Below are 15,945 nucleotides of genomic sequence, written 5' to 3'. Positions count from 1 at the left end.
CAAGTCAATGCTTGGGGGTTGTGGTGGTGTTTACTTTCCGCCATGACGGAGGCGGATCCCAGGCTCAGGGCGCTCGCGCATCCGGTGCGGCTGCGCATGCTCTCTCTGATGTGGGGCGCGCCCATGTCGGCGGCCGAACTGTCCCGTGAGCTGGGCATCTCGCACGCCCTCGCCAGCCACCACCTGCGCTGCCTGGACGACGCCGGGCTGACCGAACTCGCCGACGTACGGGTTCGGCGCGGCGGCCGGGAGCGCCGCTACCGGGCGGCGGGAGGCACGCCGCTGACCGAGCAGCGGGACGATTTCCCACTGCTCGCCGAGGCACTGGCGCGATCGCTGTGCGAACGTGCCGGGCGGCGGCGCGCGGACGAGGAGGGGGTGACGGCCGACGCCGAGCTGTGGGTCGAGCCCGAGCTGTGGCACGACGTCCGCGGCAGGATTCTCGCCGCGATCGTCGATCTGCACGAGGGCGCGGCGGCCCCCCGCACGCCGGGCACCATCCGGGTCGGCGCCACTGTCGCGGTCTTCCCTCTGGTGGAATCCACGGGCTCCGGAGGACGTTGAAATCCTGATCCCGGGCATAACACCGGAATCGACAGGGTGTGCCGGTAGGGTCTTGGCCGGGAAAGCCGGTTGTGGGGGACACGTCGACTGTGCACCCTGGAAAGAGCCCGTCAACGGAGGACAGAACCGAATCGTGACAGCATCCGAGAGATCGATCCAGCTCGTGCGGGTGGCGGCCGAGGCCGCCGCCGAGAAGCTGGCCGACGACATCATCGCCTACGACGTGAGCGAACAGCTCGTCATCACCGACGCCTTCCTCCTCTGCTCCGCCTCCAACGACCGCCAGGTCCGCGCGGTCGTCGACGAGATCGAGGAGCGCCTGCGCGTCGAGGCCGACGCCAAGCCCGTACGCCGTGAGGGCGAGCGGGAGGGCCGCTGGGTCCTGCTCGACTACCTCGACATCGTGGTGCACGTGCAGCACGAGGAAGACCGCAACTTCTACGCGCTGGAGCGCCTGTGGAAGGACTGCCCGTCCATCGAACTGCCGGAGAGCGTCAAGCGCGTGGCCGAGCAGCGCGGGCACGGAGCGGCCCGGTGACGAACGCCATCATCGGGGCGGCGCGGTGAGCCGTCGCGTCGTCTGCCTGCGGCACGGGCAGACGCTGTGGAACGTCGAGAAGCGCTTCCAGGGGCACACCGACATCGCGTTGGACGAGACCGGCATCGCGCAGGCGGCCCGGGCGGCCTCCCTGCTCGCGGCGCTGCGGCCCACCATGCTGGTCTCCTCCGACCTGCGGCGTGCCTACGACACCGCGTCGGCCCTCGGCCGGCTCACCGGACTCGACGTCGCCGTGGACAAGGACCTGCGCGAGCGCGGCGGCGGCGAGTGGGAGGGCCTGACCCGCGACGAGATCAGGGCGGGCTGGCCGGTCGAGTACGAGGCGTGGGAGGCCCCGGGCGGCGAGGACGTGGCGCACGTCGCCGACCGCGTCGCCGACGCGGTCGGGCGCTGGGCGTCCCGCCTCGACGAGAACGGTCTGCTGGTCGTCGCCTCGCACGGCGCCGCGCTGCGGCTCGGCATCTGCCGGCTGCTCGGGCTGCCGCAGGAGCTGTGGTCCGCGCTCGGCAGCCTGGGCAACTGCTCGTGGTCGGTCCTGGAGGAGGGCCGCCGCGGCTGGCGCCTGCTGGAGCACAACGCCGGCACGCTGCCGGAGCCGATCAGCAGCGACGACAGCCCGGCCGCCACCGCCGACGCCTGATACGGGTGTGACCGGTGACAATTAGGTAAACGGAAGGGCATACCTATATGCTCTCCGAGCGCCGCGCCGGGAGCACCCGGAGCGGTGGCAAGGGGCTATAGCGCAGCTGGTAGCGCACCTCCATGGCATGGAGGGGGTCTGGGGTTCGAGTCCCCATAGCTCCACACACCATGGCTGGAACTTTCACGCCCGTCTCTCGCATGACCTGCGCTCCCGCCCAGCGCCTCACCGTGGACGTTGACTCACCTCCGGCCGCCGTCCGACTCTTCCGGCGTGAGACGTCACAGTGCCCTCCTCCTCGCGGCCGCCGTGGTGGGCTCGACCGTCACGGCCCTCGCCCCGGCGCACGCGGCGGCGTGGGAGACGGTCGTCGACACCGGCTCGTTCGCCGGCTACTCCGCCCTGGAGTCGGAGTGGAAGTACCTGTATCCGTGGGGGTCCGACCACAACGGCTCCGCCCGGATGTACGGCTCGTCCAGCGACCACAACCACATCTCCCTGTCCGGCGGGGTGCTGACGCTGACGGCCACCAGGATTACCTGGGACGAGGGCACGAGCACCGCCAACCCGCATCCGGCGATCCACTACCACTCCGGCGCGATCCACGCCCGGGACCAGGTCGTGGTGAACGACCAGTTCCCCAACTGGGAGGTCAAGGGAGACTTCCAGGCGCCGTCGTCCCGGGGGACCTGGCCGGCGTTCTGGCTCACCGGGGCGAACAGCTGGCCGCCCGAGAGCGACATCCTGGAGTTCAAGGGCGACAGCCGCAACTGGTTCAACACGTTCCGGACCTCGTCCGACGTGGACAGCACGGTCGTGGGCGTGTCGTCGCCCGGTTCCTGGCACACCTACCGGGCGTGGATCACCAAGGTGAGCGCCACGGACGTGGACATCCACTACTACGTCGACGGCCAGTGGAAGGCCGTCCACCACGCCCGTGGCTTCGTCGGCAAGCCGATGTGGCTGATCGTCAACCTTCAGATGGAGGGCTCGTCCGGCTCCCCGGGCCCGAGCGCCGCCACGTACTACCGCGCCCGCAACGTCTACGTCGGCCGCTCCCGCGCCTGACGGAGGGTCACAGGCTCTTGAGATAGGCGAGCGACGGCATGAAGAAGTACTCGCCGCCCTTCATCGTCACGGTCTGGGGGACCTGCCGCTGGGGCGCGCTGAGTTTCGTGCCGCCCCACGCCTTCGGATAGCGCACTTTGACGTCCCGCTTGCCCTGGCCGATCACCGGGTCGTGGCCGGTGCCGCCGGCGGGGAAATCGGGATTGTCGGCCCAGGTCTGCTGGGTGAACTCGAACTGAGCCTGCAGGCTGGAGTTGAACGCCATGAACAGCAGGCCCACCCCGCCCGTCGGCCTGGTCTGCGGGGCCGCGTCGTCCCACGGCCTGTCGGTGCGCCTGCCGTACGTCTGGCCGCGCCGGGCCATCATGACGCCGAGCGCGCGCTCCAGCCCGCCGTCCCGTGAGTCGCGCGGGTTGGCCTTGCGGATGTGCGCGCTCACCGGGCACTTCGACCCGGGGTCGTCGCGGTAGCTGAAGTCGTTCTGCACCGGGTGGCCCTCGGAGCTCGGCTTGCCGTGCAGCCGCAGCGGGGTGCCGTTGCGGAACCGGCCCACCAGCATCGCGCCCGCGAGCGGCCGGTCGTCGCCCTTCAGCCCCAGCGCGTCGGCGAGGGCCTCCTCGGCCTCGCGGAACGCGCGGACGTTCTGCTCCAGCTTGCGCAGGACGAGATAACTGCCGAAGTGCCGGCTCGGGTGCGGGGCGAGCGGGTCGGCGACGAGCACGTGGCTGAGCGGGAAGAACGGGTTCCAGTTGGTGCCGGGCTCGGCGGCCACCTGGTCGGCGAGGAACAGCGGCTGGCTGCGGCCGTCCAGCGTAGCCGAAGTGCTCGATGCCCCGGCCCTGGGCGTCGCGCAGGCCCTCGCCCTTCTCCTCCCCGACGATCTTCGCGGTCTTCGGCAGCAGCGCGAGGATCCGCGTGCGGGTGGCGGCGACCGGCTCGGGCGTGGCGTCGCCGATCAGCACGATCGCGTGGATCTCCTCCTGGTAGTGCTTCTCCCAGGCGCCTACGGCGGGGTCGCTCAGCGTGTCCTTACGCCGCTTCATGCCCGATTTGAACGCGTTGTCGGTGAATTTCGTGGTGGATTCGCCGAGTTTGAGATAGCCGAGCTTGCTGATTCCCACGCCCACGTACGGCGTGCCGGGCTTCTTCGAGCGGTTGAAGTCGCGGACCTCCTCCAGATGCTTCCTGGCCGATTTCATGAGCGGCACGAGGGAGCGCAGGAAGCGCCTGCCGTCCGGGCCGTCGCCGAAGCGCACGAGCAGCAGGGACATGCTTTCCCGTACGTGCCCCTGCAGGATGTTCGGCTGCAGGTTGTCGAGCATCGCCTTGGTGTCGGCGTCGAGTTTCGCCGAATCCCACGCGAGCGGTTTCCCATTGGACAGGTCGACCGGCATGTCGATTCCTTCCCCGTAGTGGAAATGTCGGGCCCCCACCCATAAGAGTCATCATCCACGGAAAAGGTTCCGTGCGCCCCGACTTTCCCTGCGCGAGACGCGCCAGGTCAGGCCTATTCCGCACCACGGGGGTAGTGATCGGTCATGACGAAGAGACGGCCTGTCGGCGTTGAAGAGGAGTTCCTTGTCGTCGATCTCGAGACCCGGCGGCTGACGCCGCTGGCGGAGTCGATGCTGGAGCGGCTGCCGGACGAGGGGTTCGCGGCCGAGCTGCAGCGGTCGGTGGTGGAGACCAACAGCACCCCGATGGAGGACCTGGCCGACGGACGGGCCGAGATCGTGCGGCTGCGCCAGGCGCTCGTGTCGGCCGGCGAGCCGCTGGGCGTGGGCGTCATCGCCTCCGGCACGACCCCGATCACCGGCATCGAGGGTTACACGTTCACTCCCGGGGAGCGCTACCGCTACCTGTGGGAGTCCTACCGGTTCCTCGCCGAGGAGCAGCTCATCTGCGGGGCGCAGGTGCACGTGGAGATCGACGACAGGGACGTGGCGGTGCTCGCCGCCCAGCGCGTGGAGGCGTGGCTTCCCCCGCTGCTCGCGCTCAGCGCCAGCTCGCCGTACTGGATGGACGAGGACAGCGGGTACGCCAGCAGCCGGGCGCTGACCTGGCAGCGCTGGCCGACGGCCGGGCCGCTGGGCCCGTTCGCGGACGCGGCCGATTACGACAGGACGGCCGAGGACCTGGTTGCCTCCGGCGTCATCGAGGACCGCGGCATGGTCTACTTCGACCTGCGGCTCAGCGCCCACGTGCCGACCGTGGAGATGCGCATCTGCGACTCCTGCCCGCTCGCCGACGACGTGGTGCTGCTCGCCGGGCTCTTCCGCGCCCTCATGACGAGGGAGATGGAGGCCGTGGAGCGGGGCGAGCCGCCGGCCGGCGAGCAGCGCCTGGCGCTGCTGCGGGCGGCCAACTGGCGGGCGGCGCGGGACGGGCTGGAGGGCGACCTGCTGTCACCGGTGACGAGCCGGCCCGAGCCGGCCCCGCGGGTCATCGCCTGGATGCTGGAGGAGCTGCGGCCGACCCTGGAGGACCTCGGCGACTGGGAGACCGTCTCGGAGCTCGCCGACGCCGCGCTGCGCCGGGGCAGCTCCGCCTCCCGCCAGCGGGGGGCGTACGCCGTCGACGGGAAGCCGGAGGACGCGGTCGACCTGCTGCTCGCCGAGACCCGGCAGCGCTAGGAGGCCGTGCGGCAGGGCGGGCATGCGGGCCGATACCCTACTGGCCATGTCACTGGCCATGTCTGCGACCCCCGCCCCGAGCGCGGCATGAACGGCGCGTATTCCGGCTGGCTGATCGGCACCGCCCTGCTGCTGGCATTGGCCGGCGCCGTCACCGCCGTACGGGACCGGCCGATGGGGCCGGTGCTGCTGGCCGGGCTGGGACTGCTGGAGCTGGCCGTGCTCGCGCAGGCGGGTTTCGCGCTCGCCGGGCTCGGCCACGTCGCCGAGAAGGCGACCTTCATCGGCTACCTGGCGGGCACCGTGGTGATCCCGCCCGCCGCCATGTGGTGGGGCCGTGCGGAGCGTACGCGCTGGGGCCCGGTGGTCATCGCCGTGGCCGCCTTCACCGTGGCCGTCATGACCGGGCGGCTGCTGCAGATCTGGAACGCGGGCGCATGAGCGCTCCTTCCGGCACCGGGCCTGGGCGCGTGCTCGTGGCCGTGTACGGGATCTTCGCGCTGGCCGCGACGTCCCGCGCCGCCGTGCAGATCGCCACGCGGTTCGCCGAGGCGCCGCTGGCGTACGCGCTGTCGGCGTTCGCCGGAGTGGTCTACATCGTGCTCACGGTGGCGCTGGCCCGGAACGCCCGGCGCCTGGCGGTGGCCGCCTGCCTGGTCGAGCTGGCCGGGGTGCTGGTCGTCGGCACGCTGAGCCTGGCCGACCCCGCCGCGTTCCCGCACGCGACCGTGTGGTCCGGGTACGGCAGCGGGTACCTCTTCGTGCCGCTCGTGCTGCCCGTCGTCGGCCTTCTCTGGCTGCTGCGCGGCGTCCGCCGCTCGTGACGGCTTTCTCGGGAAGCAGCGGGAAGCAGGGAACAAATGAGAGCGATGAGGGCTTTGGTATGGTGCCAATCGTAGGATGACTGGATGAGGGGAAGTGTTGCGGCGATGAGTGCCGTCGAGACGCGGAGGGGCGTCCTGCGAGCACCATGGAGAGCGCCATGGGGAGCACGGCGCGGATCGATGGCGTGGCTGATCGCCGGGGGTATCGCCCTCGCCGCGTTGAACCTGCGCACAGCGGTGACCAGCGTGGGGACCGTTCTCGACGAGGTGAGCACGGGCCTCGGCATGTCGGGGGCGATGACGGGGCTCCTCACCACGCTGCCGGTGATGAGCTTCGCCCTGTTCGGCGCCCTGACGCCGGCCATGTCCCGCAGGATGGGGCAGCACAGGCTGCTGCTGGCCGCGATCGTCCTGCTCGCGGCCGGGCAGGCCGTGCGCTCCCTCGTCGACTCGGCCGTGCCGTTCATGGCGGCCAGCACGGTCGCGCTGGCGGGCGGCGCGGTCGGCAACGTCGTCATCCCCGCACTGATCAAGAGGCACTTCCCGCGGCGGGCGGGTGCGATGACCACCGTCTACTCGACGGCCCTCGCGGCCGGGACGATGGTCGCCGCCGCCGCGACCGTTCCCGTGCAGCAGGCCGCGGGAGGCAACTGGCACGTGGCACTCGGGGTGTGGGCGGTCCTGGCCGCCGTGGCCGTGATTCCGTGGCTCGCGCTCAGGCGCGGTGAGCCGGAGCGGCGCGACACCTCCGTGAGGGCCGGAGCCGACGGCCTCCTGCGCAGCAGGCTCGCCTGGGCCGTGGCCGGTTATTTCGGCTCGCAGTCGCTCATCGCGTACGTGATGTTCGGCTGGCTGCCGCTGCTGCTGCGGGACAACGGCTACACCGCCGGGCAGGCCGGTCTGGTCCTCGCCGTGTTCACCGGGCTCGGCATCCCCGTCTCCATGGCGGTGCCCGCGCTGGCGACCCGGCTGTCCGGTCAGCGCCCGCTGGTGATCGCCTTCGCCGTCCTGTACGCGGTGGGCTTCGCGGGCCTACTCACCGGGCAGGCGCTGTGGGCGTGGTCGATCCTCGTGGCCGTCGGCGGGGGCACGTTCCCGCTCGCGCTGGCGATGCTTGCCATGCGGACCCGCACCGCGGCGGGCACCGCCGCGCTGTCGGCCTTCGGGCAGAGCGCCGGATACCTCATCGCGGGTGCGGGGCCGATCACGTTCGGTCTGCTGCACCAGATGAGCGGTGGGTGGGTGCTGCCGTTCGGCCTGCTGTTCGCCGCGCTCGCCGTGCAGGTGGTCACCGGCTGGTACGCCGCGGCCGACCGCGTGCTGGAAGACGAGACTCCGTCCGCGCCCGGCGGGCGGCGCGACGACCACGTCTCGCGGGGCGTGCGCGACCTCGTGGTGGGGCGGATGCGACGGTCGGCCGACAAGGCGCGGCGTGCGCGGTCGGGCGACGGCGTCACGGCGGCCCGGCCGCGCCTGACCCGTCCGGCCGGACGGCGCGGTGCGGGCCGAGGAGATGATCGCCGCAGGTCGGCCTCCCGCTGAGGCCGCGCACCCGGGTTTACCTCTCCATCTCGGGGCAGGCGTAGGTGCAGAAACCCACGAGAGAAGGAGAAGGCATGAGCTCGATCGAGCAGTCCGTCGACGTGAATGTCCCGATCCGCACCGCGTACAACCAGTGGACGCAGTTCGAGAGCTTCCCGGAGTTCATGGAGGGCGTGGAGTCGGTCAAGCAGATCGGCGACACGCGCACCGACTGGGTCGTCGAGATCGCGGGTGTCCGCCGGGAGTTCGAGGCGGAGATCACCGAGCAGCACCCCGACGAGCGGGTGGCCTGGCGCTCGGTGGACACGCCGCGCCAGGCCGGCGTCGTCACCTTCCACCGGATCGACGACAACACCACCCGCGTCACCCTGCAGATGGAGTACGACCCCGAGGGCTTCCTGGAGAAGGCCGCGGACGCCCTGCAGATCGTCCGCATGCGGGTCAAGGGCGACCTGGAGCGTTTCAAGACCTTCATCGAGTCGCGCGGCGGCGAGACCGGCGCCTGGCGCGGCGAGGTTCCCGGCCCGCATCAGCAGGGCGGCATGGGCACCGGCGGGTCCGGCACGGGGTATGACATCGGCGAGCCGATGCCGCCCCGGACCGTGAACCCCGAGTATCCGCGCGAGACGCCCCTGCCGCCGCCCGGCACCGGCCCGATCCCGCCCGCTCCCGGCACGGGGCCCGTCCCCGGCACCGGCCCGCTGCCGCCGCGCGACACGCCCGGTCCGGTGATCTGATCCAGACATCGTCAAAGCCCATCTCCCGTGATTCGGGAGATGGGCTTGTTATTTGCAGGAGATCGGAAATTTATTTCGCCATGATATGATCGGAAAATACTCTTATAGCCTCACGGGTGTACCCATTGATTTGCTTGAAAAGGGATGCCGCCCGTGTGCTACGAACCCGATGCCGCGCCGCCCGTCTACGGCTCTCCGCGGACGACCGTGACGTCCGGGCGTGTCGTCCTCACGTCGGCCGACGGGGCGAGGTTCGCGGCCTTCCTGTCCCGCCCCGGCCGCCGGTCCGGTCCGGCGGTGCTCGTCCTTCCGGACAACCGGGGGCTGTCGGGATTCTACGAGCGCCTCACCGAGCGGCTCGCGGAGCAGGGCCACACCGCTCTGGCGATCGACTATTTCGGGCGTACGGCTGGTACCGGCCCCCGACCCGACGACTTCCCCTTCATGGAGCACCTGGGCAGGGCGCACAAGGACGGGCTCTTCGCCGACATCGCCGCGGGCGCCGCACACCTGCGCGCCGAGGGATGCGAGGAGGTCGTCTCGCTCGGTTTCTGCTTCGGCGGCAGGCTCGCGTTCATGGCGGCCCGGCCCGGCTTCGGGCTCGCCGGCACGATCGGCCTGTACGGCTATCCGGACGTGCTGTTCGGCAACCCCGGCCCCACGCAGATGGCCGGAGAACTGCGCGGGCCGATCCTGGGGCTGTTCGGCGGCGCCGACGAGGGCATCTCTTCCGAAGTGGTGAGCGCGTTCGGCGAGGCGCTCGACGGGGCCCGGGTGGCACACGAGTTCGTCACCTATGCGGGAGCGCCCCACAGCTTCTTCGAGCTGGGCCGCCCCGAGCTGGCCGAGGCCTGCGCCGACGCCTGGGCGCGCATCCTGGGCTTCCTCGCCGCCGTGGAGCGTCCGGGAAAGCGGACAGCCCGAGGCGACCTGACCTCGCCTCGGGCTGCCACGATGCAAGACTAAGCCTTCCTGCTCCGGCCGCGCGCACCGGCACCCCCGAAAGTGCCTAAACGGTGATGCGGTGAGCCGCTTGGGCGCGCTACCGTGCCCGCATGACATTGATCGTCTCTCCGCCGCCCGCCCGCTAGCGGGCGGCGTCCTCCGGTGAGCCGGGCCCGGGCGGCCCGGCCGGTGGCCCCTGCCCGCGTACGGGAATCGGGCCCACCTCACTGGAGAGACGTCAATGAACCACGCTCCAGCCCTGTCCGTACGGCAGGGCCTCGTCTACGTGTCCACCGCCGCGGTCGCCTGGGGAACCGGGGGACCGGCGGGGGCGATGCTGCACGGCGCGGGACAGCTGAGTCCCGTCGCCGTGTCCTTCTGGCGCTTCGCCTGCGGCGCGGTGCTCCTGCTCGCCATCGCCCGCAGCCGCCCCTCCTGGCGGGCGGTGCTGCTCGTCGGCCCCGCGATGGCGGTCTGCCAGGCCGCCTACTTCGCGGCGATCGCCCAGGCCGGGGTCGCGGTCGCCACGATGATCACGATGGGCGCCACCCCGCTCCTGGTGGCGGCCGGTGGCCGCGTCTTCCTGGGCGAGCCGCTGGGCCGCACCGGCCTGGGGTGCGCCGCGCTCGCCGTCTGCGGCCTCGCCATGCTCGTGGGAGGGGCGGACGCGGTCACCCCGGCCGGCGCCGGCTACTCACTGCTGTCGGCGGCGGCCTACTCGCTCGTCACCCTCACGACCCGCCGGATGCCCGCCGACGGCGTGGCCGTGTGGGGGTTCGCCGGGGGCGCGGCCTGCCTGCTCCCGCTCGCCGCCGCCGGAGGGCTGCTGCCCGCCGGGCACGCCGTGACCAACGTGCTGTTGCTCGGCTACCTGGCGGCCGTGCCGACGGCGCTCGCGTACGGGCTGTTCTTCGCGGGGCTGCGGGTCGTCGGCGGAACCACGGCGTCGGTCCTGTCCCTGATCGAGCCGCTCGTCGCCGCCGTCATCGGCGTCGTGCTGCTGGGGGAGCGCGTGTCCGCCGTACAGGCGGGCGGCGCGGTCGTGCTCCTGTGCGCCCTCGCCTGGCTCGCCCGTGGTGAGCTCCGCGGTGAACCGGCGGGGGCGTCACGGCAGGGTGATGCTACCTGTTAGCGATACCATCTCGTGAGTGGTCCGCATACGCGGTCACCAGGCGGAACGTGCTTCACAAGGCTCGGGACGCAACACAGTGATCATGTCAGTATTGACAGGGTTGCTGTTATCGCAAACACTCAGGAAACCTGACGAACGAGCGGGGACGCGGCGGATGACGAAAGTCCGGCCTGGAGAGAACCCGGCCGAACGCCCCAGGGCGGCGGTCATGGAGGACGTCGCGGAGCTGGCGGGAGTGTCGGCGATGACGGTGTCGAGAGTGCTGAACGCCCCGGAGAAGGTACGCCCGGAGACCCGCGCGCGTGTCCTCGCGGCGGTCCGCGAGCTGGACTACCGGCCCAATTCGGCGGCGCGGGTCCTGGTGACCGGCCGCTCGGGCGTGCTGGGGGTCGTCTGTTTCGACACCACGTTGTACGGCCCGGCCTCCACGTTGTTCGGCATCGAGCAGGCGGCCAGGGACAGCGACTACCTCGTCAGCATCGCCAGCCTGCCCGCGCTCAACCGCAGGTGGATCACCAGGGGGATCGACCGCCTGCGGTCCCAGTCGGTGGACGGCGTCATCGTCGTCGCGCCGCACGAGTCGGCCGCCGAGGGGCTGCGGAACCTTCCCCCGGGGCTCCCGGTGGTCGACGTCGGCGGCGGATCGGATCTGCCGGTGCCGGTGGCGGCGGTGGACCAGTACGCCGGCGCCGCCCGCGCCACCCGCCACCTGCTCAGTCTGGGCCACCGCACGGTGTGGCACCTGTCGGGTCCGCCCAACTGGATCGACGCGAACGGCCGGGTGGCGGGCTGGCGGTCGGCGTTGGAGGCGGAGGGCCGGGAGGTCCCCGAACCGCTGGTCGGCGACTGGACCGCCCACTCCGGCTACGAGATCGGCAAGCGGCTGGCCCGCGAGCCCGACGTGACCGCGATCTTCGTGGCCAACGACCACATGGCGATGGGCGTGCTGCGGGCCCTGCGGGAAGCGGGCCGGCGGGTCCCCGAGGACGTGAGCGTCGTCGGGTTCGACGACGTCCCCGAGGCGGCCTACTTCTGGCCGCCCCTCACGACCGTACGGCAGAACTTCGGCGAGGTCGGACGGCAGGCGTTCCAGCTCCTGCTGGACCGCATCGCGGGCGCGGAAGGCGAGGCGAGACGCATGGTGGAACCCGAACTCGTGGTGAGGGAGAGCACCGGCGTGAGCCCTTGAGAGAGCTTCCGCCCGGCTCGCTCGCGAGCCGGGCGGAAAACCGCGTCCCGCCGGTCTAGGCCCCCGGCGGGACGCGTGTAACACGCCTTCCCCTGCGGATCGTCCCATACGCGGGCTGTCGGTTGCGCCGCCCGCTGCGGTGATCGGACACAGGGAGGAACGGCGGCAGGCGTGTCCACGCCTGCCGCCGCTCACGGGTGGAGGCCGCCCCAGGCGGCGGGTCTTACGGCTTCACCTCCAGAGTGAGGGTGGTGGTCGACGGCCGGAAGCGGGCGTCGCCGGAGTAGGAGACGGTGAGCTCGTGCGTGCCGGCCGGCAGGTCGAGGCCGAGTTCGGTCTTGCCCTGGCCGCCGGGGTTGAGCGTGCCCTCACCGAGGATCGTGGCGCCCTCGGACACGGTCACCTCGCCGGTCGCGCCCGCCGGGTCCACGCTGTAGTGAACCTGGACCTTCTTGCCCTGCTTCACCTGCTTGGGCGAGGCGTGAGCGGTGACGGTGGTGTCGGCCCGGGTGTCCTTGCCGAGGCGGATGAACGTCACCGAGTGGGCGGGGAAGTCGTAGGTGAACGACTCGGAGAAGCCGCTCACCTCCCGCTCGAGGGGGGCGACTCTCGTGGGCTCGGTGAGCGAGTTCACCGCTGCGGGGTCACCGGTGAGCGAGGTGACGACGGCCTTCGGTGCGATCTTGGCGTTGCCGAGGTCGACCGTGCTGCGCACGGCGGTGTCCTGGACGTTGACGGCCTTGATCACGACGTCGCCGGTGTCGCTGTCCTTCGAGACCACCTGGTAGAGCGGCTCGACGGAGGCGTTGTCGATGAAATCGTTGATCTTCTGGCCGTCCAGCCAGGTGGTGATGCGCCGCCCGGCGACCTGAATCTTGATCTTGTAGTCGCGGCCGGTCTGGACGGTCGTGCCGGAGGTCGCGATCGACGACTTGGCGCCGTTGGTGGCCTTCTCGATGGCCGACTGGGTGTTGTTCCAGCCGCCGATGTTCCACCAGTAGTAGTTGCCGGTGTCCTTCGCGCCGAACATCACCAGGAAGCCCTCGGCGCCGCCGGTCTTGCGGGCGGTGAGCTCCAGCGTGTAGTTGGACCAGTCCGTCGAGCCGGCCGTGGACCGGGCGTCGGTCACGTTGGCCGACTGGACGTACGCGCCGTCCTGCACGCCCCATGTCCCCTGACCAGGGGTCCACTTGCCCGCGCCGTTCGAGAAGTCGTCGCTGAACAGGACCGTGCCGTCGGCTCCGGTCACCTTGACGTCGTCGTAGCGGACCTGGGTGCTCCAGGAGCCGAGGCCGATGGCGCCCTTGATGTCGTCCACCGGCAGGGGGCTCGCCTTGTACGTGCTCGGCAGCACGGTGTCGCCCACGTTGCGGGAGAACATGCGCTGCACGTAGTAGCTGGGCGAGCCGTAGACCTGGTCGTTGTCGAACCAGATGAGGTCCGGTGTCCAGTTGACGTAGTCGACGTTGGACAGCAGCGGCGCGTACGACGCGAGCTCGACGACGTCGGAGTTGCGCTCGATGCCGGTCAGGTACGACGCCTCGGTCAGTGCGTTCCAGTACGTGTTGCCCTTCGAGGCGTACTCCCCGACGAACACGTGCGGGCCGTTGCGGTCGTAGGTGTCGTAGCGGTGGTTGTTGGCCAGGAACCAGCTCGGGTCGTTGTAGTAGTGCTCGTCGACCAGGTCGGCCTTCTGGTCACGCGCGAACTGCCACATGCGGTCGAACCAGGTGCCCTGGGAGGTCTGTCCCGAGTTCGAGAGGATCTTGATTTCCGGGTACCTGGCCCGGACCGCGTTCGCGAACTTGGGGTAGTTCGTGAAGAACTCGTTGTAGATCTCCTCGTTGCCGAGGCCGATGTACTTCAGGTCGAACGGCTTGGGGTGCCCCATGGCGGCCCGCTTGGAGCCCCAGGTGGAGTCGGCCGGGCCGTTGGCGAACTCGATGAGGTCGAGCGTGTCCTGGACCCAGCGCTGCAGCTTGGCCTCGTCGGTCAGCGGCCGGTTCTCGTTGCAGCCGTTGACACCCACCGACAGGACCGGCAGCGCCTCGGCGCCCAGGTCCTCGGCGAACTGGAAGTACTCGTAGTAGCCGATGCCGTACGTCTGGTTGTAGCCCCAGAAGTTGAAGTTGGTCGGCCGCTCCTCGACCGGGCCGAGCGTCTCCTTCCACTGGTAGATGCGGCGCCGGTCCTGGTTGAGCGAGTACGGGTCGTAGGTGCCGACGTTGGTCACGCAGCCGCCGGGGAAGCGCAGGAAGCGCGGCTTGAGCGCCGCGATCGTCTCGGCGAGGTCCTTGCGCATGCCGTTCGGGCGGCCCTTGAAGGTGTCCTTCGGGAACAGCGAGATCATGTCGAGGTCGACCCGGCCGGAACCGCCGGCCAGCACGACCAGGCGTGCCGCGTCGCTGGTCTCGCTCGCGGTGATCGTCGCGGTGTACTTCTTCCACTCGGCCGGCTGCGCGTCGATCGTGGCGGTGCCGTACACCTTCGAGCCGTCGGCGTTCTCGATCGCCGCGGTGATCGGGCCGCCGCTGGTACGCCGGGCGAACAGCGACAGGTCGTACTCCTTGCCGGCCTGCACGGCGATGCCGCTGTTGAAGCCGGCGTTGCGCACGCCGACCCCGGTGCCGGAAGTGGCGATGTCGAGCCGCAGGAAGTTGCGGTTGTCGCTGTTCAACGGCTGGTCGCCGGAGACCGCGGCCGTGCCGGCCGCGCCCCCGCGCTCGACCTTGGTCCACGCGGTCAGGCCGTTGTAGCTCCGGTTGTCGACCGAGTTGAACTCGAAGGACCGGTTCTGCACGAGCTCGGCGTACAGGCCGCCGTCGGCCGCGTGGTTGATGTCTTCGTAGAAGATGCCGTACAGGTTGGGGCCGACCTTGGTGCCGGCCGCGGCGGTGTCCACCTTGAGCTCGCCGACGTCCTTGGCATAACCCTCGACCTGGAACTTCGTTCCCTTCGCGGTGGCGACGAGCTTGCCGTCGCTGACCGCGACCTGCTTGTCCCCGGCGGACAGGTACACCTTGCCGCCACCCGCGTCACGCAGCTGGAACGCTCCAGCCGTGGCGCCGAGGCGCAGCGTGGAGTCGTCGGCGACGCGCAGGTATCCCTCGCCGTTCAGGTCCTTGAGTGCCACCGTTCCGGCGCCCTTGTCCTCGGCGGTGAGCGCGAGGCTCGTCATGCCCTGGGCGTCGGAGGCGGTCACCTGCCCGTCCTCGGCGGCCGACAGGTACGGCGTGGCGCCGGCCGCGCGCAGCGTGAACGGCCCGGACGGCACGACCGTCCTGCCCTCGGCCGTCTTGACGGCGAAGTAGTCGAAGTCGGCCGCGATCGGCGTGCCGTTCTGCGCGGACAGCGCGAACAGGCCGACCTGTTTGACGTCGAGCGCGGCGGCCACCTTGGACGCCTGCACCCAGGTGGAGCCGTCCCAGTAGGCGCTGGTGAACTCGTCGCCCGACCTGGTCAGCTTCAAAATCTCGCCGGTGGAGCCGGGGCGGCTCGCGAACGCCGCGGTGAAGGCGGCCTTGACCTCGGTGTCGGTCTCGATCACGTTGCCGCCGGAGAATCCGACGTGGGCGAGGCCGGCGCGGACGTAGTTGTCCCAGTCCTGCCAGGCGAAGATGCCGGCGCTCTGGTAGTCGAGCGCCACCGGGGCGCTGAACTTCGCGACGACCTCGAAGTCCCCGGCGGGGACGTCCATGAGAAAGATGTTCTTGGCCGAGTTGTCGGTCTGGTAGGTGTCGCCTTTCAGCGAGTGGAGGCGCAGGCTGCCGGGCCGCTCACTCAGCGACCACTGTGTGTTGTCGGGGTTGAGGACCTGCCAGTCGGGACCGAGCGCGGCGGCGTCGAACTGGTCGACGGTCGCGCCCGCGGGGATCGGGTCGGCGGTTTCGGCCTGAGCGGGCGTCGTGGAGAGCACGCCGCCCACCGCGCCGCTGAGAACGGCCGCCGATAAGGCCAGTGACCAGGCCTTTCTGCTCATACGGGGGGCTCCTCCGAGTTCTGTTAGCGCTAACATCGGCGGATGGCCGCAGGGTGAGCGCTAACAAGCTGGATTCGGCCACCAGTTAAGAGCCCTATGGCATGTCCGTCAATAGGACGTTAACGCGATGTTT

Annotated in this window: 15 protein-coding genes, 1 tRNA gene and 1 pseudogene; 14 read left to right on the top strand and 3 right to left on the bottom strand. The window is 70.6% G+C overall.

What is annotated here, in order from left to right:
- The first annotated feature begins 42 nt into the window (after positions 1-42).
- The 5 genes from HHX30_RS26655 (at position 43) to HHX30_RS26635 (ending at position 2,831) form a co-directional block, all read left to right on the top strand.
- Positions 43-564, top strand: coding sequence for a winged helix-turn-helix domain-containing protein (locus HHX30_RS26655; protein WP_169984767.1), 522 nt, complete (start codon positions 43-45; stop codon positions 562-564).
- Positions 565-697: 133 nt separating this feature from the next.
- On the top strand, positions 698-1,102 hold the full coding sequence (gene rsfS, locus HHX30_RS26650) for a ribosome silencing factor (protein ID WP_169984765.1): 405 nt from the start codon (positions 698-700) through the stop codon (positions 1,100-1,102).
- A 25-nt stretch (positions 1,103-1,127) separates the two neighbouring features.
- On the top strand, positions 1,128-1,763 hold the full coding sequence (locus HHX30_RS26645) for a histidine phosphatase family protein (RefSeq protein ID WP_169984763.1): 636 nt from the start codon (positions 1,128-1,130) through the stop codon (positions 1,761-1,763).
- Between the two features lie 91 nt (positions 1,764-1,854).
- Positions 1,855-1,927: transfer RNA gene (locus tag HHX30_RS26640), tRNA-Ala, on the top strand.
- Between the two features lie 109 nt (positions 1,928-2,036).
- Complete coding sequence (locus tag HHX30_RS26635) at positions 2,037-2,831, top strand: family 16 glycosylhydrolase (protein ID WP_169984761.1); 795 nt, start codon at positions 2,037-2,039, stop codon at positions 2,829-2,831.
- A gap of 7 nt (positions 2,832-2,838) precedes the next feature.
- On the opposite strand, the gene HHX30_RS40865 is transcribed toward HHX30_RS26635, so the two are convergent.
- Positions 2,839-3,603, bottom strand: a complete 765-nt coding sequence (locus HHX30_RS40865) for a hypothetical protein (protein WP_211592542.1) — start codon at positions 3,601-3,603, stop codon at positions 2,839-2,841.
- Between the two features lie 56 nt (positions 3,604-3,659).
- Between HHX30_RS40865 and HHX30_RS40860 the strand changes: the two genes are divergently transcribed.
- Positions 3,660-3,818 (top strand): hypothetical protein, encoded by a 159-nt coding sequence (locus tag HHX30_RS40860; RefSeq protein WP_211592541.1) that lies wholly within the window; start codon positions 3,660-3,662, stop codon positions 3,816-3,818.
- Here HHX30_RS40860 and HHX30_RS43810 read toward each other — a convergent pair.
- Positions 3,752-4,102 (bottom strand): annotated as a pseudogene (locus HHX30_RS43810) (hypothetical protein); the annotation flags it as partial. The gene HHX30_RS40860 and the pseudogene HHX30_RS43810 overlap by 67 nt on opposite strands.
- Positions 4,103-4,369: 267 nt before the next feature.
- Here HHX30_RS43810 and HHX30_RS26625 point away from each other — a divergent pair.
- From HHX30_RS26625 to HHX30_RS26590, 8 genes are all read left to right on the top strand, one after another.
- Entirely contained in the window at positions 4,370-5,464 is a 1,095-nt protein-coding gene (locus HHX30_RS26625) for a glutamate--cysteine ligase (RefSeq protein WP_169984759.1), read from the top strand.
- 87 nt (positions 5,465-5,551) lie between these two features.
- Positions 5,552-5,905, top strand: a complete 354-nt coding sequence (locus HHX30_RS26620) for a hypothetical protein (protein ID WP_169984757.1) — start codon at positions 5,552-5,554, stop codon at positions 5,903-5,905.
- Positions 5,902-6,288, top strand: a complete 387-nt coding sequence (locus HHX30_RS26615; protein ID WP_169984755.1) for a hypothetical protein — start codon at positions 5,902-5,904, stop codon at positions 6,286-6,288. Before HHX30_RS26620 ends, HHX30_RS26615 begins: the two co-directional genes overlap by 4 nt.
- Positions 6,289-6,468: 180 nt before the next feature.
- Positions 6,469-7,830, top strand: coding sequence for an MFS transporter (locus HHX30_RS26610; protein WP_169984753.1), 1,362 nt, complete (start codon positions 6,469-6,471; stop codon positions 7,828-7,830).
- Between the two features lie 74 nt (positions 7,831-7,904).
- Positions 7,905-8,567 (top strand): SRPBCC family protein, encoded by a 663-nt coding sequence (locus HHX30_RS26605; protein ID WP_169984751.1) that lies wholly within the window; start codon positions 7,905-7,907, stop codon positions 8,565-8,567.
- A gap of 153 nt (positions 8,568-8,720) precedes the next feature.
- Positions 8,721-9,533 (top strand): dienelactone hydrolase family protein, encoded by an 813-nt coding sequence (locus tag HHX30_RS26600; protein ID WP_311922872.1) that lies wholly within the window; start codon positions 8,721-8,723, stop codon positions 9,531-9,533.
- A gap of 220 nt (positions 9,534-9,753) precedes the next feature.
- Positions 9,754-10,644: a DMT family transporter gene (locus HHX30_RS26595; protein ID WP_169984748.1), complete on the top strand. Its 891-nt coding sequence runs from the start codon at positions 9,754-9,756 to the stop codon at positions 10,642-10,644.
- A gap of 154 nt (positions 10,645-10,798) precedes the next feature.
- Entirely contained in the window at positions 10,799-11,833 is a 1,035-nt protein-coding gene (locus HHX30_RS26590) for a LacI family DNA-binding transcriptional regulator (RefSeq protein ID WP_169984746.1), read from the top strand.
- 223 nt (positions 11,834-12,056) lie between these two features.
- Here the strand turns inward: HHX30_RS26590 and HHX30_RS26585 are convergent, their stop codons facing one another.
- Positions 12,057-15,812: an alpha-L-arabinofuranosidase C-terminal domain-containing protein gene (locus HHX30_RS26585; protein WP_169984744.1), complete on the bottom strand. Its 3,756-nt coding sequence runs from the start codon at positions 15,810-15,812 to the stop codon at positions 12,057-12,059.
- Positions 15,813-15,945 lie beyond the last annotated feature (133 nt).

Source organism: Microbispora sp. H10836 (assembly GCF_012999525.1).
Lineage (GTDB): Bacteria > Actinomycetota > Actinomycetes > Streptosporangiales > Streptosporangiaceae > Microbispora.
This window is presented reverse-complemented; position numbering and strand designations above follow the sequence as displayed.

Bases quoted from the DNA above. Each gene is read 5' to 3' on its own strand.
- HHX30_RS26655 (WP_169984767.1), top strand. From the start codon at position 43: ATGACGGAGGCGGATCCCAGGCTCAGGGCGCTCGCGCATCCGGTGCGG.
- HHX30_RS40860 (WP_211592541.1), top strand. From the start codon at position 3,660: ATGCCCCGGCCCTGGGCGTCGCGCAGGCCCTCGCCCTTCTCCTCCCCG.
- HHX30_RS26625 (WP_169984759.1), top strand. From the start codon at position 4,370: ATGACGAAGAGACGGCCTGTCGGCGTTGAAGAGGAGTTCCTTGTCGTC.
- HHX30_RS26620 (WP_169984757.1), top strand. From the start codon at position 5,552: ATGAACGGCGCGTATTCCGGCTGGCTGATCGGCACCGCCCTGCTGCTG.
- HHX30_RS26615 (WP_169984755.1), top strand. From the start codon at position 5,902: ATGAGCGCTCCTTCCGGCACCGGGCCTGGGCGCGTGCTCGTGGCCGTG.
- HHX30_RS26610 (WP_169984753.1), top strand. From the start codon at position 6,469: ATGGCGTGGCTGATCGCCGGGGGTATCGCCCTCGCCGCGTTGAACCTG.
- HHX30_RS26605 (WP_169984751.1), top strand. From the start codon at position 7,905: ATGAGCTCGATCGAGCAGTCCGTCGACGTGAATGTCCCGATCCGCACC.
- HHX30_RS26595 (WP_169984748.1), top strand. From the start codon at position 9,754: ATGAACCACGCTCCAGCCCTGTCCGTACGGCAGGGCCTCGTCTACGTG.
- HHX30_RS26590 (WP_169984746.1), top strand. From the start codon at position 10,799: ATGACGAAAGTCCGGCCTGGAGAGAACCCGGCCGAACGCCCCAGGGCG.
- HHX30_RS26585 (WP_169984744.1), bottom strand. From the start codon at position 15,812: ATGAGCAGAAAGGCCTGGTCACTGGCCTTATCGGCGGCCGTTCTCAGC.